Raw genomic sequence first — 18567 nt, forward strand, 5'->3', positions numbered from 1 at the left:
GGAAGGTTTTGCCGGCAAACGGTTTTACAGCCGCCATTTGGGGGCGCGAAGCGGCTCCAGGACTACTTGGATATTGAGCCTACTCCTCCCGCCCATGCGGCCGGTTCTTCACCATCACGAACAGCTTCACCCGGTCGCTCACCTCTTGCAGCAGGTGACGGAAGCCTTCCTCGCCATCCTGCCCCACCGGGTCGACGAAGCTCCAGGTGATCGTCGCATTGGACTGGGGCAGCTCCGCCAGTTCGTCGGTGCGCCTGTCGCACAAGTCGATCAGGTAGTCGAACGCTTCACCGGCGAAGGTCTCCAGCGGCTTGCTCTGCAATCCTTGGCCGGATATCCCGGCATGCTCGAGCACTGCCCGTACACGTGGATCCACCTCGGTAGGCCGCACGCCGGCGCTGAAGGCCTCGAAGTGCTCGGGATCGGCATGGCGCAGCACGGCCTCGGCGATCAGTGAACGGGCGTCGTTGTGAATGCAGACGAACAGTACGCGCAGTCGTGGGTTCATGGCTCGGCACCTCGGGCGGCGGGTTGGCAGGGATGCCTGTCCAGATTAACGCCCGGTGCCCGGCGTGGGGTCGCTGTAAGGAAAAGTTCACTTTGCGAGAGCGGGCTTGTCGGGCGTCGAATCGTCGCGAACGGGTTGCAACCGACACGCCCCGCCCATCCTCAGTGCGCCAGCGCCTGGTTCGGCCGATAGAAAATGAAGTGGCTGGTCTCGGCCGTCTTGCGGTAGGCCTTGGCCCAGTCGGGTAGTACGTGGCGGTCGTGGAAGTACAGGGCACCGCCGGTGGAGTCCTCGAGCTGCTGGTTGAGCGCCTTGCGGGCGATCTCCTTGGCCATCGCGTAGCGCTGCGCTTCCTCCACCTGGTCGGGACGCCCGTCGCACCACCAGGAAAACTGGCAGCTCCCGCGCTCCACACCCTGCTTGACCACGCCGCAGATACTGTCGGGGAAGCCGTCGTGGCCCAGGCGGTTGAGCACCACGCTGGCCACCGCGGCCATGTCCCGGGCATCGGTGCCCTTGGCTTCCCAGTAGAGGGTACGGGCCAGGCAGGTGATGCTGTCGTCCATGGGCGACTGGCCAGCCGGGTCGACCGCCTGCACCTCGCCAGGGCTGAGGGTTTCGCGTGGCTTCGGCGGCGTGGCGTCCTCGACGACCCTTTCCTCCAGCACCTCGGCCTTGTCCTCGGCGACCGCGGCCTGGGGGCTGTCGGCGGCGTGCAACGGGCCTGCGAGCAGGGCCAGGGTCAGACCGGACAGCATCCACGAGAGGCGCATGGCCATGCTCCGAAGTGTGAAGTGAATCTCAGTCTAGTGCCCCGCATGGCTTCAATCGAGCATGAGGCCCAGCACCAGTGGCAGGGTGATGGCCGCGGCCATGGTCTGCAAGGCGATGATGGTGGCCATCAGCGGGGCGTTGCCGCCCATCTGCCGGGCCATGACGTAGGATGACGACGCCGTGGGCAACGCCTGGAACAGCACCGCCACCACGGCTGCTTGGCCTCCCAGCCCGAGCAGGCGGCACAGGCCCCAGGTTGTCATTGGCAGGACCAGGAACTTGAACGCCGAGGCCGCCGCCAGCGGCCGCACCTGATGGCCCAGGCGCGCACCGCCCAGCGCCGCGCCGACGCACAGCAGGCCCAGGGGCAGGGCGGCCTGGCCCAATGCCTTGACCGTCGGTTCCAGCCCCGCCGGCAGGCCCAGCCCGCTCACCCGCAACAACAGGCCGCCGGCGCAACCGACGATCAACGGGTTGGCGAAGATCGCCCGCAGCACCGTGAGCGGTGAGCTGTGGCGTGCGCTGAAGCGGGCGAACACCAGCACGCAGAGCAGGTTGACCAGCGGCACGATAGCGGCGTTGGCCACTGCCGCCAGGGCGATGCCCGCGCTGCCGTAGATCCCGGCGGCAAGGGTGGCGCCGATGTAGTTGTTGAAACGCACACCGCCCTGGAATACCGAGGTGAAGTCGGCGCCATCGTGGTGCACCACGCCTTGGTAGAGCACCAGCAGGGCGGCACCGAGCACGGTCGAGAGCATCAGCACGCCGACCATGCCCAGCACCGGCACACCGTCGAGGTTGGCGGTGGCCAGGCCGTGGAGGAACAGCGACGGTAGCAGCACGTAGTAGCTCAGACGCTCGGCGCCGGGCCAGAAGGTGTCGGCGAGGAAATGGCGGGTGCGCAGGAAAGCGCCCAGGGCGATGAGCAGGATGATGGGCACCAGGGTGGTCAGCAGCAGGTGGAGCATGGCGGCATTCCGTTGTCGGGTCTGGCACAGACTACCGCTGAGCAACGATGGGAAAAAACGGTGTTTTCTGCAGTGACTATTGAGGAAAACTGCATGGTCGCGAGGGGGATCAGCTCGCCAGGGCTGCCCCGAGCACGGCACTGAGGTGCCGGCGCTGGCTCTTTTCATGTTCCAGCAGCACCACCCGACGGGTCAGCTGCGGTTCGCCGAAGGGCAGGCGGATCGCCGGCGGCAGGCGTTCCAGGTCATCGTCGGCCATGGGAATGATGGCCACGCCCAGGCCCATGGCGGCCATGCGCGCCAGGGCTTCCTGGCTGTCCAGCTCCATCTGTTCGCTGACCTGCAGGTGTTGGCGGCGCAGTTCCTGCTCGATCTGCCGGCCGGCCCAGGCGCGCTTGTCGAAGCGCAGGAACGGCTGGCTGGCCAGCAACTGCGGCAGACTCTGGCCGGCGAGCTCGGTGCTGGCCACCGCCCAGAAGCGGTCCTCGAACAAGGTGGTGTACTGCAGGCACTGGGGGTAGGGGCTGACCGGCTCGGTGGTGATCGCGGCATCCAACTCGCCGTCCTCGACCCGCCGCGCCAGCTCCGCCGACATCCCCGAGGCGACGCTGATGTGCAGCTGTGGGTGATGGGCCTTGATCCATACCAGGGCCTTGGGCAGGCGCCGCGCCAGTACCGTATGGATCGCGCCGATGCGCAGCCGCCCGCGCAGGCTCGGGCCGCTGGCCAGGGCGTCGGCGAGTTCGTCGTAGGCCGCCAGGATGCTTTCGGCGCGAGCCACCGCCAACTGCCCGGCCTCGGTCAGCGCCACCTGGCGGCGGCTGCGGTCGAACAGGGTGACCTGTAGTTCGTCTTCCAGGGTCTTGATGTGCAGGCTTACCGCCGAAGGGGTCAGGCTGAGCAGGTCGGCAGCCCGGGCGAAGGTGCCGTGGCGGGCGATGGTCACCAGGGTGCGCAGGGCTTTGAGGGACATGCGAACGGCCTCCGGGGTGGGGTGGCGGCACGTTACAGGCTTCGGGCGGTGGGCGGCAAGGACAGGGCTGCGTTGTCTTGCAGAGAACAAGCGCCCGAAAGCCCAACGGGTACCCTGTAGGGTCGGGCTTGCCCGCCAAAGGCAAGCCCTGTCGCCCCCGGATCAGGCCACATCCACCAGGACGATCTCGCTATCCTCCACGGCCGTGACCTTCAACACCGGCTCCTGCTCGATGGCCAAGCCATCCCGCGCCTTGACCCGCACCCCGTTCACCTCCACCAGCCCCTTGGCCGGCACCAGATATCCCCGGCGTTCGGCATCGAAGCGGTACTCGGCGCTTTCCCCGGCCCGCAGGGTGGCCGCCACCAAGCGTGCGTCGGTACGGATACGCAGGCTGTCTTCATCCCCGGCCCGGCCGCTGGCCAAGGTCACGAAACCCTCGCCACGCTCGCCCTTGGGAAACGGCCGGGTGCCCCACGACGGTGCTTCGCCGACCCGCTCGGGGACGATCCAGATCTGGAAGATGCGCGTGTCGACCTTCTCCAGGTTGTACTCGCTGTGGACGATGCCGGTACCAGCGCTCATCACCTGCACATCGCCAGCCTCGGTACGGCCCTTGTTGCCCAGGCTGTCCTGGTGGGTGATGGCCCCTTCGCGGACATAGGTGACGATCTCCATGTCCCGGTGCGGATGCGGTGGGAAGCCGCTGCCGGCGGCGATCAGGTCGTCGTTCCACACGCGCAGGTTGCCCCAGTGCATGCGAGCCGGGTCGTAGTACTCGGCGAAGGAGAAGTGGTGATGGGCGTCGAGCCAGCCATGGTTGGCGTGGCCGAGGCTTTCGAACGGTCGCAGTTGCAGCATGATCGTGCTCCTTGAATGGGTGGAATGACGCCATGATGCGCTAATGAAAGATCGAAAATAAGCGTAAATATCGGCTTTATATTATCTATTTAATAGATAAATAAAGGTGCGATACTCCCTGCGATTCATCGCCTAATCCCCTGATCCTCAAGCATTCGCTGGCGATTTTTTGCAGATGCGGCGAACATGGCCTGCTGATTCGACCTGCAATGGAGTGACCGTGCCCCACGAGCTTCCCCCAGCCTCGGCTGAGTTGACGCCACCGGCCCAACTGCCTTGGTTCCGCCGCCTGGCCGCGCGCCTGCTGGGCCGTGGCCTGACCCGCCTGCGGGCACAGCACCGCGACTCCTGGTTCCTCGGCCATGCCACCGGCCAGCGCAGTGGCCATGCCGACGGCCTGCGCGAAGGTTACGAGCGTGGCCGGGCGGAAGGCTACGAGGCCGGGCGCCAGGTGCTGGTGATCCGCGACGTGCGGCCCGACAGCGCCGCAGTCCCCGGTCAGGACGACGCGCTGTTCGACGACTGGCGCCTGCCGCTGAGTGCCGAGCTGAAGAAACGCTTCAAGGCCGACGTCGCCCAGCGCCTGCCCGCCCAGGCACAGCCCAGCGCGGCGCAATGGAAGCTGATCTTCAGCGATACGCCGTCCACCTGCGTGGTCGCTGGCGCGGGGGCGGGCAAGTCCACCTCGCTGGTGCTGCGCCTGCTGCTGCTGCGCCATTACCTGGGCTTCGAGCTGGACGCCATGACCGTGGTGACCTTCACTCGCGAATCGCGCAAGGACTTCATCAAGCGCCTGGTACAGGTCTTCGCCCTCTGGCAAGTCGAACTGCCGCCAGCCCAGGCCCGTGAGCTGGTGCGCACCTTCCACTCGCGCATCCTGCCGCTGGTGCGCAGCCTGCCGGGCTTCGGCCAGTTGCGCGCGTTCGAGACCCTCGGCCAGGAACTGCCCGCGGGCAACGAGGCCAACGCCGAGGGCAACCCCTTCGACCTGCGCCTGAACGACGCCCAGCGTCAGCAGCTCAACCTCTGCTACCGCGACCTGCTGCAAGGCAACCCACGTTTCGCCGAACTGGTGGCGGCGATGCGCCGTGAGGCCCTGCAGCTCAAGCCGCTGGACCCGGACCACCCCGACGTGCAGAAGCGCGTGCAGGTGACCCAGCTGGCCGCACAACGCGACGAGGAGCTGTGCGACCTGATCGAGGACCTCTGGTTCGCCGCCGGCGCCTGGCCGATCAAGGGGATCGAGCCATGCCGCGACACCGTGCAGATCCGCGGCAGTCGTTTTCACGTGCATGGCCGCCTGGAAGGCCTGGACGCCTGGGTGGTGCTGGGCTTCGACCCGTCCGAGAGCGCGCAGTACCAGCGCCCAGGGGCCAGGCTTGGAGTGCGTGCGGAGTGGGCGGTGAAACGCACCCTGTTTCAAGCTTTCTGCGACAAGCCTTTGATATGGCTGGAAAACTACGCATCGGCAAAACGCCTGGCCGCGTCCCTGGCCGGCGATGCCGTGGCCGGGCCGGGGTTCGAGTACAAGGTCAAGGGCGAACTGGCGCCGGCGCCCTTGCTCGATGCCTTCGTCAGTGCGGCCAGCTTCATCGAGAACCTGGGCCTGGACGTAGGCACCGCCGTGGCCGGGATGCGCTTTGCCCCAGGCGACAGCGACGGGCTGTTCTTCGAGGCCCTGGCCTTGTACTGGCAGGCGCTGGAGGCGCACCTGCTGGCCCAGTCGCCACCGGTGATGACCTACAACCGCATGTTCGCCCTGTTCGGTGAGAACAACCCGGAGAACCTGCGCCTGTTGCCCGACCCGCTGCTGCGCCCGATGGCGCATCTGATGATCGATGAATTCCAGGATGTCTCGCCGCAGATCGTCAGCTGGTTGCGCGCGAGCCTGGCAGAGATCCGCCGACGCGGCCCGGCTATGCACGTCGGGCGCAACGCCGGGCATTCCTCGTTGATGTGCGTGGGTGATGACTGGCAGTCGATCTACGGCTGGCGGGGCAGCTCGCCGAAGTACTTCATGGAATTCGCCAAGACCTTTCCGTCGCCGGCCAATACCCGGGTGATGCTGGTGGAGAATTACCGCAGCCAGCAGCACATCATCGCGGCCGCCGAGCACCTGGTGAAGGGCGCGCCGGCCATCGCCGGCAAGAAGGCCAGGGCCAGCGGCCCGGCGGCCGAGCTGCCCTTGTCGCCGGTGAAGGTTTGCGAGCGCGATGAGGCGGCGCTGGCCCAGACCCTGATGGAGCATTACCAGCAGGGTGAGACGGTGATGATGTTGTTTCGAAAAACAAGCGATAAATCGTTGATAAACGAGCATTTGGTTTCGGTTCTTCAAGCTGAGTCCAGCTTGCCGCCGGATCAGCGCCGGCTGCGCCAGCTCACCTACCACAGCGCCAAGGGCCTGCAGGCCGACGCGGTATTCATGCTCGGCGACTGCCAGTACCTGACCAGTTCGCCGTACAAGAACCAGGTCTATCGCCAGGCAGGCCTTGGCCGTGCCGGGGATGCCCAGCCGTTCGACACGGCGCAGAAGGAAGAGGTGCAACGCCTGGCCTACGTGGCCGTGACCCGGGCGGCCAGGCACTGTTATTGGCACGTGGAGCCGGCCAGCGGCGAGGCGGGGCAGCTTCGCGCCTCGGCCCAGGTCGATGGCCGGCACGTGTTCTTCGAGGACCTGCGCGGCCAGTAGCCGTGTCGTGGCCAGGGGTCGGTGTCGCGCATGCGACGGTCGTTGAGGGGCCAGCATCGCGCCGCCGCATGCGCGAAGGTGGGATGCCGGACGCCGTGCGGACGTCCGCTGCGTAGTAGCCGCCGGCATGAGGGCGGCGGCATGTCCGGCCTGGCGCGCAGGCGCCGGGCCCTGGCCAGGAGAATGCCCATGCGCTCGACCGCGACACCCAAGGATCACCTGCTTGACCTCAATGGCATCGAGATCGCCGTCCGTACCTGGGGGCCGGAGGATGGCGTTCCGGTGCTGGCCTTGCACGGCTGGCTGGACAACGCGGCCTCCTTCGAGCGCCTGGCGCCACTGCTCGACGGTTGCTTCGTGGTGGCCCCGGACCTCGTCGGTCACGGCCGTTCCGATCACCGCCGCGACGACAGCGGCTATTACCTGTGGGAGCACGCCGAAGACATGCTGGCGGTGCTCGACAGCCTGGGCCTTTCGCACGTCCATGTGCTGGCCCACGGCATGGGCACGGGGATCGCCTCGGTGCTGGCGGCGTTGTCCAGTTCGATTGCCAGCATGATTTTCCTCGATGGCATGGGGGTACCCTTCACCGTTGCCGAGGATGACCGGGTGCAGCACCTGGCCCGGGCCTACCGCCTCAAGCGTCTGGTGCGGCGCAGCCGCCTGCAAGGTTTCGCCGAGCCGGACGGCAGCCAGTTCGACAGCCTGGAAACCGCGCTGCAGCAACGCCGTAACCGCCTCGACGGCAACCTGTCGGACGAGGCCGCACGTTTGCTGGCACTGCGTGACCTGCTGCAGGTGGGCGAGGGCTATTGCTGGCGGCACGACCCGCGCCTGGTATTGCCCGAGCCCATGCCGCTGACCGAGCGCGAAGCCTGCGACCTGCTCAGGCAAATAAACTGCCCGCTGTACCTGATGCTCGGCCGCCAGGGGGCCTTCGCGGGCAGTGGTTTCGAGCAGCGCCGCGCGGCCTTGCCTGGACATGCCCGGGTGTCCTGGCACCCCGGAGGGCATCATTTCCACCTGGAGGCGCCGGACAGGGCGCTGGTGGACCAGATCCTGCGGGTGCTGGCCAGCCACGACCTGGGCCAGTTGCAGCGCCTGGTCAACGAATGAGCGCGACCGGGCGCTGGTCGAGCCGGCGCCCGATAGGCTATGGTGCTGCCAAGCCTTTCCCTGTGCCTTGCAAGGAGGAACTGCGCATGCGGCCTTTCACCATCCAGCGCATCGACCATGTGGTGCTGCGGGTCAGTGACCTGGCGCGCAGCGTCGCTTTCTATCGTGACCTGCTCGGCTGCCAGGTGAGCCGTCAGCGGGACGACCTGGGCATGATCCACCTCGCCGCCGGCACGGCGATGATCGACCTGGTGGCGCTCGACGGCCCGCTGGGGCGTCGAGGTGGGCGAGCCGCAGCCCGTGAGGGGCGCAATGTCGATCACTTCTGCCTGCGCATCGAGCCGTTCGACGAGGCAGCCCTGGTCGGCTACCTGAACGCGGCGGGCGTGGTCGTGGAGCCCGCCGAGAAACGCTACGGTGCCGAGGGCGAGGGGTTGTCGCTGTACTGCTTCGACCCCGATGGCAACCAGGTCGAGCTCAAGGGGCCCTCCGCCGGCCCATAGGGAAAGCCCAGTACCCCGGCGGCGCCGGGATCAGGAGACTGCATGAAGGACCTCATCGTCAGCCAGCACATGATAGGCACCCCCCAGGGCAGGCTGTTCGCCCAAGTCTGGACTCCCACTCAGGCGCGGGGCGAGCCCTTCGTCCTGCTGCATGACTCGCTCGGCTGCGTGGCGTTGTGGCGCGACTTCCCCGCGCAACTGGCGCAGGCCACCGGGCGCCGGGTCGTCGCCTACGACCGGCTGGGCTTCGGCCGTTCCGATGCCCATCCCGGCCATCTGCGCCCGGGCTTCGTCGAGGCCGAGGCGCACGAGGGTTTCGCGGCCGTGCGTGGTCATTTCGGCATCGACGGCTTCCTCGTCCTTGGTCACAGCGTGGGCGGTGGCATGGCCGTTGGCTGCGCAGCGGCTTTCGCTGGGCAGTGCCGGGGCCTGGTCAGCGAGTCGGCCCAGGCCTTCGTCGAGCCCCTTACCCTCGACGGCATTCGTGCCGCGCAACGGCAGTTCGCCGAGCCCGGGCAGTTGCAGCGGCTGGGCAAGTACCATGGCGACAAGGCCGAATGGGTGCTGCGGGCCTGGGTGGACACCTGGCTGAGCGAGGCCTTCGCCGGCTGGAGCCTGGATGCACTGCTGCCCAGGGTGCACTGCCCGCTGCTCAGCCTGCACGGCGACCAGGATGAATTCGGCTCGCCCGCACACCCCCGGCGCATCACCGCCCTGGCCGGTGGGCCGAGTGTCATGCAACTGCTGCCCGGCTGCGGGCATGTGCCGCACCGCGAGCAACCAGCGGCGGTGCTCGAGGCGATCGGCCGGTTCCTGGCCTGACACGGCCATGGGCTGCGATGACCTTTCCCTTGGCGTGGCCCTCTAAACCAGGCGTTCAGGCCGGCTCAGGGCTTTGCCGTGGTGCGGTTCCCCTGCATTTGGGCGTTGCGGGGCGACGACGGCGTTGACTGTCGGGAGGAACATCCTGGGTTGTGCTGGTGTCTGCCGGATATCAGGGCCGGCCCATTACCGGCAAACCGCCCCACAGGTGCCGGCCATGCGAAAACACACCTTGCCAGCGAGAGCCTGAAACCATGAATCGCGCGTTCCCGGATGGACCCGCCTTCCGCGACCGCCGCCAGGCCGGGCGAGCCCTGGCGGCGGTGTTGCGCGCCAAGGTCCAGGGCGAGCCGTTGGTACTGGCGCTGCCACGGGGCGGGGTGCCGGTGGCCTTCGAGGTCGCCGAGGCCTTGCAGGCACCGCTGGACGTGGTGCTGGTGCGCAAGATCGGTGCACCGGGCAATGCGGAGTTCGCCATCGGCGCGGTGGCCGAAGGCAACCCGCCATTCTGCGTGGCCGACCAGGCTGTGATGGACATGTTCGGTGCCAGCCAGGCTTGGTTCGATGCCGAGCGCGACCGGCAACTGGCGGAGATCGCCCGGCGGCGCGCCGTCTATTGCGGTGACCGGCCATTGCCTGAGGTGGCTGGCCGGGAGGTGATCCTGGTGGACGACGGCATCGCCACTGGCAACACCGCCCGCGCTGCGCTGATGGCGCTGGCCGCCGCTGGGCCTTCCCGATTGCTGTTCGCCGCGCCGGTCGGTGCCTGGGAGTCGGTGGCGCGGCTCAGGCCCCTGGTGGATGAGTTGGTGTGCCTGCAGATGCCCGAGCCGTTTCGCGCGGTGGGCCTGCATTACGAAACGTTCGAGCAGACCACCGACACGGAGGTCGTCGCGCTGCTGCGCCAGTCACGTTCCTGAAGGAGGCCGCAGGCCGGGGGCGGTGGATATCCCGGCAAAGCTGATTATGCTTCAACAGGCTTTGCGATGCGGGGCGGTACGCCTCGTCGTGCTTCGCGCAACCGAGTGTCAATCCAGGGCCAGGGTGCGATGATCAACTGCGTGCAAGGTACTCCGGCCTGAAAACAACAAGACGGAGGCAACCCATGGCGGCAATCGACAGCACATCCACGGGCAGTGCGCCCCAACGCGGCATCACCCGGGAGGAGCGCAAGGTCATCTTCGCTTCATCCCTGGGCACCGTATTCGAGTGGTATGACTTCTACCTCTATGGCTCGCTGGCTGCGATCATCGCCAAGCATTTCTTCGCCGGCGTCAACGAAACCACATCCTTCATCTTCGCCTTGCTGGCCTTCGCGGCAGGCTTTGCCGTACGACCGTTCGGCGCGATCGTGTTCGGTCGCCTGGGTGACATGATCGGGCGCAAGCACACCTTTCTCATCACCATCGTGATCATGGGCCTGTCCACCGCGCTGGTCGGCCTGCTGCCCAGCTACGCGAGCATCGGTGTGGTCGCACCCATCGTCCTCATCACCCTGCGCCTGCTCCAGGGCCTGGCGCTGGGCGGTGAGTACGGCGGCGCCGCGACCTACGTGGCCGAGCACGCACCCAAGGGCAAGCGTGGGTTCTTCACCTCGTGGATCCAGACCACCGCCACCCTGGGGCTGTTCCTCTCGTTGCTGGTGATCCTGGCCTGCCGGACCTTGCTGGGCACCGAGGCCTTCGAAGCCTGGGGCTGGCGCATTCCGTTCCTGCTGTCGATCCTGCTGCTGGCGATCTCGGTGTACATCCGCCTGCAGCTCAACGAGTCACCGGTGTTCCTGAAGATGAAGGCCGAGGGCAAGGCGTCCAAGGCGCCGCTGACCGAGTCCTTCGCCCGCTGGGACAACCTCAAGGTGGTGATCATGTCGCTGCTCGGCGGCACCGCCGGCCAGGCGGTGGTCTGGTACACCGGGCAGTTCTATGCGCTGTTCTTCCTCCTGCAGACGCTCAAGATCGACCCGCAGGCGGCCAACCTGCTGATCGCGGGTTCCTTGCTGATCGGCACGCCGTTCTTCATCCTGTTCGGCAGCCTGTCGGACCGCATCGGCCGCAAGAAGATCATCATGGCCGGCTGTATCCTCGCCGCGCTGACCTACTTCCCGATCTTCAAGGGGCTGACTGAGTACGGCAACCCGGACGTGTTCGTCGCCCAGGAGCGCAACCCGGTGGTAGTGATCGCCGACCCCAGCCAGTGCGCGTTCCAGTTCGACCCGGTGGGCAAGGCCCGTTTCACCAGCTCCTGCGACCTGGCCAAGAGCCTGCTGGCCAAGCGTGCCATCCCCTACGAGAACGAACGTGCCGAACCTGGCAGCGTGGCGCAGGTCCGCATCGGCGAGCAGGTGATCCCGAGTTTCGAAGGCAGTGGCCTGGCGCCGGAGGCGTTCAAGGCCCAGAACGATGCCTTCACCGCGACCCTCGGCAACGCCCTCAAGGAGGCGGGTTATCCGGAGAAGGCCGATCCGGACAAGGTCCACTACCCGATGGTGCTGTTGCTGCTGACCATCCTGGTGATCTACGTGACTATGGTCTACGGTCCGATCGCCGCCTGGCTGGTGGAGCTGTTCCCGGCGCGCATCCGCTACACCTCCATGTCGCTGCCGTACCACATCGGCAACGGCTGGTTCGGCGGCTTCCTGCCGACCGTGGCGTTCGCCATGGTGGCGGCCACCGGTGATATCTACTACGGGCTGTGGTACCCGATCGTCATCGCGGTGATGACGGCGATCCTCGGCATCTTCTTCCTGCCGGAGACCAAGGACCGGGATATCCATCACGCCTGAACAGGGCTGTCCGCGGCGCTTCGGCGCCGCTCCCACAGGGGCTGCGTCGATCACAGGTGATGTGGTCGGCGGGGCCTCGTAGTCATCTGTCATTTGGGGCCGCTTCGCGCCCCATCGCCGGCAAGCCGGCTCCCACACGGTCCTGCAAACCGCATCATGTGTGGTCGACTCGGCCACCCTGTGGGAGCCGGCTTGCCGGCGATGGGCTGCAAGGCAGCCCCAAGAATGACAAAACCCTGGTTAACCGACTGGCATAGGGCAAGCCCTTGCCAGACACCGGTTCAGTCGAAACAGTCCTGCAGGCTGAAGCGGTAGCCGATGTCGATCTCACGGGTGGCCCCAGGGCCGCCGGTTCGCTTGAGCATGAACTCGAAGGCCGGTTCGTACAGGCCATCGCGCAACACCGCGCCGGCGAGCACCTCGACCTCGTACCAGCCGTTGTCCAGCTCGATGATCGGCCGCCCAGGCTGCTGGTAGCGCGCCAGCAGGTCGCCGAGGGTCTTGTTGGTGAAGTGCTGCAGGATGCGCCAGGTGAACAGCATCAGCGTGCGATGCTCCACCCGCAGCAGGTAGCCAGCCCGGCGGTGCTGCAGCCGGCTGCCGGCCTCGCGCAGGACGGGGGTGGCTTCGTTCAGGCTGAAGATGATCCGGTAGGGCAGGTTCTCGATGCCGGCCAGGGGCAAGACGACGCCCGCGAGCACCGCCTGGTCGCCACTGTCGTTGTGGGTGAACTCGTAGGCCAGGTCGTCGGGCAGGTCGTTCTCTTCCTTGAAGCGTTCGAGCAACTGGATGTCGCCGACGAGGAAGTAATCGACCAGGTCGTTGAGGACTTCGCTGAATTCGTAGCGCATTGGGTTTCCTTATTGTGGCTGCGCTTCTTGGCGGGAAAGGGCACTGTAGCGGAAGAACCGCCTGGCGTGGTCGCTCAATGTCGCTGGGCGATCTGGATCAGGTTACCGCAGGTGTCGTCGAACACGGCCACGGTGACCGGCCCCATGGCCGTCGGCGGTTGGGTGAAATGAACGCCCGCGGCGCACAGGCGTGCGTACTCGGCCTGGATGTCCTTGACGCCGAAGGAGGTGGCGGGAATCCCGTCCTGCTTGATCGCCGCCTTGAAGGCCTTGGCGGCCGGGTGCACGTCGGGCTCGAGCAGCAGCTCGACGCCGTCGGGGTCGTTGGGCGAGGTGAGGGTCAGCCAGCGGTGCTGGCCCATGGGAATGTCGTGCTTGGGCTCGAAGCCCAGTACATGGTGGTAGAACGCCAGGGCCTTGGCCTGGTCGTCGACGAGAATGCTGGTGACGACGATCTTCATAGGCAATGCATCCTTCCTGTGGGCAGTTACCTGCAAGTAAAGACGCCCGGTGCTCGTGTTGCCATGCCATCGCGGGGCTGCTTTGCTGCCCATCGCTGGCAAGCCCACAGGGTACAGCGCAATCCTGAAGTTTGGCGCTGTCCCTGCGCAAGCAGGCTTGCCGGGGGGCGAAGCGCCGCCAACGGCTCAGCTCAAGGCCGCCGCCTGCTGCAGGTTCAGCGAGCGGGTTTCCGGCGCCAGCGCCCAGCTGACCAGCAACCCCACCAGGGTCACCGCCGCGGCGGCGTACATCGTATGGGCGATGCCATAGTCCTGCAGGGAGATGGGCACCAGGTAGGTGCCCACCGCCGCGCCGATGCGCGACAGCGAGGTGCCGACGCCGACCGCCTGGGCGCGGATTTCGGTGGGGAAGATCTCGTTGGGGTAGACCAGTGCCAGTACCTGGGCACCGCCGATGGCCACGGCATAGGCGCCGAACAGGATGAGGATGAGCAGGGCGTTGCTGTCGTGGAACAGCCCCAGCCCGAACAGCGCCAGTCCCGAGAACAGGAAACTGCTGATCAGCAGGTTGCGCCGGCCGATGCTGTTGATCAACCGCGCGGCGAGGATGCAGCCAACCACGAACAGCAGGGTGATCGCCATCGAACCGAGGGAGGCCCAATCGCCCTTGAGATTGAGCGCGTCCATCACTTTCGGGGCGAAGGCGTATACGGCGAACAGCGGAATCACCGAGCAGCTCCAGAACGCGCTGACGAACAACATACGTCGGCCATAGCCGGCGCGCATCAAGTCCCAGGCCGACAGCGTGCTGCTGCGTGGCTCCTCCGGCAGATGTGCAAGGGAGAATGCCGGGCCGTAGACCTGCTTGATGATCCGCTCGGCCTCGGCATTCCGGCCCTTGCTCAGCAGCCAGCGCGGCGACTCGGGCGTGCCCAGGCGCAGGAGCAGCAGCACCGCGCCGAATACCGCGGCACTGGCCAGCACCAGGCGCCAGGCTTCGGCATCGCCCAGGCGCAGGATGATCTCGCCCAGCCCGTAGGCCGTTGCAGCACCGGCGAACCAGATGACGATGAAGCCGGCCAGGCGCGGGCCGCGGGCGTTCTTCGGCATGAACTCCACCAGCATCGAGGTGGCCACCGGGTACTCGATGCCCACGGCCACACCGATGATCAACCTGAGGATGAACAGGGTCTGGGCATCCTGCACCCAGTACTGGGCGAGCGAGGCGAAGATGAACAGCAGCGGACCGATGAAATACACACGGCGACGGCCCAGGCGGTGGGTCAGCCAGCCGCCGAGGAAACCGCCGAAGAAGATGCCGATCAGCGCCGAGGCGGCGATCATGCCTTCCCAGAAACTGTCCAGGCCGAGGGCGGCGGCGGTGGGTATCAGGGCGATGCCGATCAGGCTGAGGACGTAGCCGTCGACGAACGAGCCGCCGGCCGAGCGCAGGGTGAGCAGTCGATGGAAGTGGTTCAGGGGGACGTCTTCGATCGATTGAGCGGGGTGAGTCATGGTTTCTCCTGGTACAGCTGAGCTTTTGTTGTTTTCAGGCCGTCAGGCGGCCTTTGTTCAGCGAGTGGGTCCATGGCGCGGCGTGTCAGGCCGCTGGCGGCAGGATGGACGTGGGTGAACCTGTGGGCTCGCGCCAAGCCTCTGCGCGGCAAGGCACAGGTGCTGCAGAGGTGGCAGGGTGAAGGGAAGGGGCGCCGAGGCGCCCGGTCAGAGGTCGATGACCAGGTCCGAAGTCGGCCGGCTGCAGCACAGCAGGCGCAGGCCCTTGTCGATCTCGCGCTGGCGGATGCCGCCGTTGTGCTTCATCTCGACGTCGCCTTCGAGCAGGGCGGTCTTGCAAGTGCCGCATACGCCCTGGCTGCAGGAGGACGGCACGATGGCGCCGGCCTTCTTCGCCGCGGCGAGCACGGTCTGCTCGGCGGTCATGGTGAAGGTCTTGCCGGAGCGGGCCAGGCGCACGTTGAAGGTGGCCTGGGCCTGGCCTGCGGCAGGTTCGGCGGGGGCCGGTTCCATGATCGGCTCGGCATTGATGTCGAAGCTTTCCTGGTGGTAGCGGGACAGGTCGAGACCGCCTTCGGCCAGCAGTGCGCGGGTTGCGTCCATGTAGCCCTTCGGGCCGCAGGTGAAGACCTCGCGCTCGAGAAAGTCCGGCACCTGCTGGCGCAGCGCCTGCAGCGACAGGCGGCCGATGGGGCCGCTCCAGCCAGGCTCGTCACCGACGTCTTCGCAGAAGAACAGCGTGCGCAGCTGGGGCAGGGTACGCTCGAGGCGCTCCAGCTCGGCGCGGAAGATGATGTCTGCCGGGGTGCGCGCACTGTGCACGAAGACGATGTCCAGCTCGGCATGCAGGTCGGCGGCGGCGCGGGTCATGGCCATCAGCGGCGTCACGCCGGAGCCGGCCGAAAGGTACAGTAGCTTGCGCGCGGGCCCGGCCACCGGCGTGAAGTTGCCCGCCGGCCCCGACGCGGCCAGGGTGTGGCCGCTGCGCAGGTTGTCGTGCAGCCAGTTGGACACCACACCGCCGGGCACCCGCTTGACGGTGATCGAGACGGTGAACGGCCGGGTCGGCGTCGACGACAGGGTATAGCAGCGCGATACCGTCTGCCCGTCGATCAGCGGCGACACGGTGAGGAACTGCCCAGGCTCGTAGGCGATGGCGTGGTGGACCGGGCTGCGGAAGGTGAAGGTCTTCACGTCGTGGGTTTCGTCCACCACGCTCACGCATTCCAGGCGCTGGCTGTCGGCGCTGCCCCACTGGGCACCGAAGGTGCTCCAGTGGGCAGGGTCGTTGAAACGTTCCTCGACCATCAGGCTGGGGATCACATGGATGCTGTTCATGTCTGGCCTCACACGCCATGCGCGGCCAGGCGCGCGGCATACCAGCGGGAGAATTGATCGACGTAGCGCTCGGTGAAGGCCGAGAACGGGCCGGGTGCGTAGGCCGGGTCCTGGGTGCCGCTGTGGGTGATGCCGACCAGGCTGGCGTCCTGCTGGTTGGTGGCGATCCACACTTCGGTCAGCGTCTGCAGGTCGTAGTCGACGCCTTCCACGGCGTCCTTGTGCACCAGCCACTTGGAGCGCACCAGGGTCCTGTCCGGCGACAGCGGGATGATGTAGGTGATCACGGCATGATCGCTCATCACGTGGGTCCAGGAGTTGTGGGTCCACAAGTGGGTATCGCCCAGGTCGCGGCGGGTCAGCTCGCCGAACAGCCGGGTGCAGGCCACTGCGGTGCTGAGGGTTTGGGACTCGCCGCGTCCGGCGATCACCAGGCGCTGGGTGCGAAACTGGGTCACGGCGTCTTCGTCGAGGTATTCCACGGCGGCGCAGAGATGCCCGTCGCGCTCCCAGTCCCGCTGGGCATCGGCGTTGCGCTGGTAGTATTCGTCGAGGGCCTTGAGCGAGTCCTCGCCCATGCCGTCGGTGCAGAAGCCGAAGTCCTCCGGCAGGAAGGAGGCGGTCAATTCAGGGTGGGTACCCGCGCAGTGGTAGCACTCGCGGTTGTTCTCCATCACCAGCTTCCAGTTGCCGTTCTCGATGATCTCCTGCTCGTGGGCGATCCTGGTGTTGGTCAGGTCATAGGGCGCGAAGCGCGGGGTCATGGTCTGCTCCAGCACCGCGATGTCCTCGGGCGGGTTGTCGCCCAGGCAAACGAAGATGTGCGTGCCGATCACCTTGCAATGCACCGGGATCAGGCTGCGGCACTTGGGGTCGAAGCCCTTGCCCATGTGCGCGGCATGCTTGAGGCTGCCGTCCAGGTCATAGGTCCACTGGTGGTAGGGGCACACCAGCATGCCCACGGTGGACTTGCCGGCCTCCTTCAGGCGCGCGCCGCGGTGACGGCAGACGTTGCGGTAGGCCCGGACTTGCTCGTCGTCATCGCGCACCAGGAGGATCGACGACTTGCCGATGTCGAGGGTCGAGACGTCGCCGGGCTCGGCGATGTCGGCGGTGACACCGACCAGGATCCAGTGCTTGGTGAAGAAGATATCCACGTCGGTGTCGAAGATATCCTGGCGGCCGAACAGTTCGCCGTTCATGCCGAAGCCGGGTTGACGCAGGGCGACGAGCTCACGATGGCTCTTTTGGACAGGCGCAATGTTCATTGTTTTCCTCAGGCACTTTGTCAGACATTACGGAGGCTGTGCCCGCAGTATCAGAACGGCCCGAAAAAGCGTCAACGCGCCTAATTTTACCGCTCGCATTACCCAGGGTTATGCGAGCGGCGGCTTTACCGCGCGGCTTCTGGCAGGGCGTCGCGCAGCCAGTCGATCAGCGCCAGGATGGCCGGGGTGGCGCTGCGCCCGTGGGGGATCACCACGTAGTACGCCTCGCGTGGCCTGACCGTCAGCTCGGTCAGGCGTACCAGTTCGCCGCTGGCCAGCAGGTGATCGATCATCCGCCCCCAGCCCAGGGCCACGCCATGGCCGTGCAGGGCGGCCTGGATGGTGTCGGTGTACAGGTGGCAGCGCAGGCTGTAGCGCAGCTTGGGGGGCGTATGGCCCTGCTCCCTGAACCAAGTGGGCCAGGTCATCCAGCCTTCGCTGGTGGCGTCGGCGTCGAGCAGGTCGCTGGTGTACAGGTCGTGCAGCGAGGTCGGTGGCGTATTGCGTGCCAGCCAGGCGGGCGAGCAGACCGGGAAGATCTCTTCCTCGAACAGCAGCACCGCGCTGCCGTCTTCCCAGCGGCCGTTGCCGTAGCGCACCAGCAGGTCGACGTCATGGTTGCGCAGGTCGCCGGTGAACATCTGCGTGGCCAGGCGCAACTGGATCTGCGGCAGGGTAGCGCGCAGGTTGCCCAGGCGCGGCATGACACGCAGTTGGGAGAAGGTCGCAGTGGTGCTGAGCACCAGCTCCTGTTCGCCACTGCCTTCGCTGATGCGGTCGAAGACCGCGGCGATCTTCTGCAGGGAGTCGGAGATCACCGCGAACAGCGCCTGGCCCTCGCTGGTCAGGCGGATGCCCCGGTGCAAGCGCTGGAACAACTGGGCGCCGAGGTTCTCCTCGAGCTGCTTGACCTGCTTGCTCACTGCCGCCTGGGTGACGCCCAGCTCGCGGGCGGCGAGGGTGAAGCTGTTGTGACGGGCCACCGCCTCGAACTCGAGGAGCGCAGTCATCGACGGGATGATGCGCCGGTAGCCTTTGTGCTTGTTGCCGTTTTCTTGTGTTTTCATTCGACGTCCTGGCAAGGCGCGGTGCGCTGGTCCGCACTGCGGGGCAGACATTGGCAGAAAAACGGCGGCAG

17 protein-coding genes are annotated in these 18567 nt (G+C 66.7%); 6 read left to right on the forward strand and 11 right to left on the reverse strand.

Annotation, left to right across the window (positions count from 1 at the left end):
- Positions 1-79: 79 nt before the first annotated feature.
- The 5 genes from NJF35_RS14460 to NJF35_RS14480 form a co-directional block, all read right to left on the reverse strand.
- Positions 80-508, reverse strand: a complete 429-nt coding sequence (locus NJF35_RS14460) for an arsenate reductase ArsC (RefSeq protein WP_225790085.1) — start codon at positions 506-508, stop codon at positions 80-82.
- 161 nt (positions 509-669) lie between these two features.
- On the reverse strand, positions 670-1281 hold the full coding sequence (locus NJF35_RS14465) for a cell wall hydrolase (RefSeq protein WP_225790086.1): 612 nt from the start codon (positions 1279-1281) through the stop codon (positions 670-672).
- 51 nt (positions 1282-1332) lie between these two features.
- Positions 1333-2250, reverse strand: coding sequence for an AEC family transporter (locus NJF35_RS14470; RefSeq protein ID WP_225790087.1), 918 nt, complete (start codon positions 2248-2250; stop codon positions 1333-1335).
- Between the two features lie 109 nt (positions 2251-2359).
- Positions 2360-3223 carry a LysR family transcriptional regulator gene (locus tag NJF35_RS14475; protein ID WP_225790088.1) on the reverse strand — a complete coding sequence of 288 codons (864 nt, stop codon included), beginning with the start codon at positions 3221-3223 and terminating at the stop codon, positions 2360-2362.
- 162 nt (positions 3224-3385) lie between these two features.
- Positions 3386-4084: a pirin family protein gene (locus NJF35_RS14480; protein ID WP_225790089.1), complete on the reverse strand. Its 699-nt coding sequence runs from the start codon at positions 4082-4084 to the stop codon at positions 3386-3388.
- Between the two features lie 175 nt (positions 4085-4259).
- Between NJF35_RS14480 and NJF35_RS14485 the strand changes: the two genes are divergently transcribed.
- The 6 genes from NJF35_RS14485 (at position 4260) to NJF35_RS14510 (ending at position 11996) form a co-directional block, all read left to right on the forward strand.
- The gene (locus NJF35_RS14485) at positions 4260-6773 is read left to right on the forward strand and encodes a UvrD-helicase domain-containing protein (RefSeq protein WP_225790090.1); all 2514 of its coding nucleotides are present in this window, start codon (positions 4260-4262) and stop codon (positions 6771-6773) included.
- 189 nt (positions 6774-6962) lie between these two features.
- Positions 6963-7889 (forward strand): alpha/beta fold hydrolase, encoded by a 927-nt coding sequence (locus NJF35_RS14490; protein ID WP_225790091.1) that lies wholly within the window; start codon positions 6963-6965, stop codon positions 7887-7889.
- Positions 7890-7975: 86 nt separating this feature from the next.
- Positions 7976-8392, forward strand: a complete 417-nt coding sequence (locus NJF35_RS14495) for a VOC family protein (RefSeq protein ID WP_225790092.1) — start codon at positions 7976-7978, stop codon at positions 8390-8392.
- A 42-nt stretch (positions 8393-8434) separates the two neighbouring features.
- Positions 8435-9214: an alpha/beta fold hydrolase gene (locus tag NJF35_RS14500; protein ID WP_225790093.1), complete on the forward strand. Its 780-nt coding sequence runs from the start codon at positions 8435-8437 to the stop codon at positions 9212-9214.
- A 254-nt stretch (positions 9215-9468) separates the two neighbouring features.
- On the forward strand, positions 9469-10134 hold the full coding sequence (locus NJF35_RS14505) for a phosphoribosyltransferase (protein WP_225790094.1): 666 nt from the start codon (positions 9469-9471) through the stop codon (positions 10132-10134).
- A 185-nt stretch (positions 10135-10319) separates the two neighbouring features.
- Positions 10320-11996, forward strand: coding sequence for an MFS transporter (locus tag NJF35_RS14510; protein WP_225790095.1), 1677 nt, complete (start codon positions 10320-10322; stop codon positions 11994-11996).
- A gap of 281 nt (positions 11997-12277) precedes the next feature.
- On the opposite strand, the gene NJF35_RS14515 is transcribed toward NJF35_RS14510, so the two are convergent.
- The 6 genes from NJF35_RS14515 to NJF35_RS14540 all read right to left on the reverse strand — a co-directional run bounded on the left by NJF35_RS14515 (position 12278) and on the right by NJF35_RS14540 (position 18496).
- Positions 12278-12847 (reverse strand): hypothetical protein, encoded by a 570-nt coding sequence (locus NJF35_RS14515; protein WP_225790096.1) that lies wholly within the window; start codon positions 12845-12847, stop codon positions 12278-12280.
- A gap of 74 nt (positions 12848-12921) precedes the next feature.
- Complete coding sequence (locus NJF35_RS14520; protein WP_225790097.1) at positions 12922-13308, reverse strand: VOC family protein; 387 nt, start codon at positions 13306-13308, stop codon at positions 12922-12924.
- 186 nt (positions 13309-13494) lie between these two features.
- Positions 13495-14823, reverse strand: coding sequence for an MFS transporter (locus NJF35_RS14525; RefSeq protein WP_225790098.1), 1329 nt, complete (start codon positions 14821-14823; stop codon positions 13495-13497).
- 207 nt (positions 14824-15030) lie between these two features.
- Complete coding sequence (locus NJF35_RS14530) at positions 15031-16161, reverse strand: hybrid-cluster NAD(P)-dependent oxidoreductase (protein ID WP_225790099.1); 1131 nt, start codon at positions 16159-16161, stop codon at positions 15031-15033.
- Positions 16162-16169: 8 nt separating this feature from the next.
- Complete coding sequence (locus tag NJF35_RS14535; RefSeq protein ID WP_225790100.1) at positions 16170-17429, reverse strand: aromatic ring-hydroxylating oxygenase subunit alpha; 1260 nt, start codon at positions 17427-17429, stop codon at positions 16170-16172.
- A 125-nt stretch (positions 17430-17554) separates the two neighbouring features.
- Positions 17555-18496: a LysR substrate-binding domain-containing protein gene (locus tag NJF35_RS14540; protein WP_225790101.1), complete on the reverse strand. Its 942-nt coding sequence runs from the start codon at positions 18494-18496 to the stop codon at positions 17555-17557.
- Positions 18497-18567 lie beyond the last annotated feature (71 nt).

The sequence above is a fragment of the Pseudomonas guariconensis genome, from assembly GCF_024127895.1.
Classification (GTDB): Bacteria; Pseudomonadota; Gammaproteobacteria; order Pseudomonadales; family Pseudomonadaceae; genus Aquipseudomonas; species Aquipseudomonas guariconensis_B.

Coding starts and splice junctions, on each gene's coding strand:
- NJF35_RS14460 (WP_225790085.1), bottom strand. CDS start 508: ATGAACCCACGACTGCGCGTACTGTTCGTCTGCATTCACAACGACGCC.
- NJF35_RS14465 (WP_225790086.1), bottom strand. CDS start 1,281: ATGCGCCTCTCGTGGATGCTGTCCGGTCTGACCCTGGCCCTGCTCGCA.
- NJF35_RS14470 (WP_225790087.1), bottom strand. CDS start 2,250: ATGCTCCACCTGCTGCTGACCACCCTGGTGCCCATCATCCTGCTCATC.
- NJF35_RS14475 (WP_225790088.1), bottom strand. CDS start 3,223: ATGTCCCTCAAAGCCCTGCGCACCCTGGTGACCATCGCCCGCCACGGC.
- NJF35_RS14480 (WP_225790089.1), bottom strand. CDS start 4,084: ATGCTGCAACTGCGACCGTTCGAAAGCCTCGGCCACGCCAACCATGGC.
- NJF35_RS14485 (WP_225790090.1), top strand. CDS start 4,260: ATGCGGCGAACATGGCCTGCTGATTCGACCTGCAATGGAGTGACCGTG.
- NJF35_RS14490 (WP_225790091.1), top strand. CDS start 6,963: ATGCGCTCGACCGCGACACCCAAGGATCACCTGCTTGACCTCAATGGC.
- NJF35_RS14495 (WP_225790092.1), top strand. CDS start 7,976: ATGCGGCCTTTCACCATCCAGCGCATCGACCATGTGGTGCTGCGGGTC.
- NJF35_RS14500 (WP_225790093.1), top strand. CDS start 8,435: ATGAAGGACCTCATCGTCAGCCAGCACATGATAGGCACCCCCCAGGGC.
- NJF35_RS14505 (WP_225790094.1), top strand. CDS start 9,469: ATGAATCGCGCGTTCCCGGATGGACCCGCCTTCCGCGACCGCCGCCAG.
- NJF35_RS14510 (WP_225790095.1), top strand. CDS start 10,320: ATGGCGGCAATCGACAGCACATCCACGGGCAGTGCGCCCCAACGCGGC.
- NJF35_RS14515 (WP_225790096.1), bottom strand. CDS start 12,847: ATGCGCTACGAATTCAGCGAAGTCCTCAACGACCTGGTCGATTACTTC.
- NJF35_RS14520 (WP_225790097.1), bottom strand. CDS start 13,308: ATGAAGATCGTCGTCACCAGCATTCTCGTCGACGACCAGGCCAAGGCC.
- NJF35_RS14525 (WP_225790098.1), bottom strand. CDS start 14,823: ATGACTCACCCCGCTCAATCGATCGAAGACGTCCCCCTGAACCACTTC.
- NJF35_RS14530 (WP_225790099.1), bottom strand. CDS start 16,161: ATGAACAGCATCCATGTGATCCCCAGCCTGATGGTCGAGGAACGTTTC.
- NJF35_RS14535 (WP_225790100.1), bottom strand. CDS start 17,429: ATGAACATTGCGCCTGTCCAAAAGAGCCATCGTGAGCTCGTCGCCCTG.
- NJF35_RS14540 (WP_225790101.1), bottom strand. CDS start 18,496: ATGAAAACACAAGAAAACGGCAACAAGCACAAAGGCTACCGGCGCATC.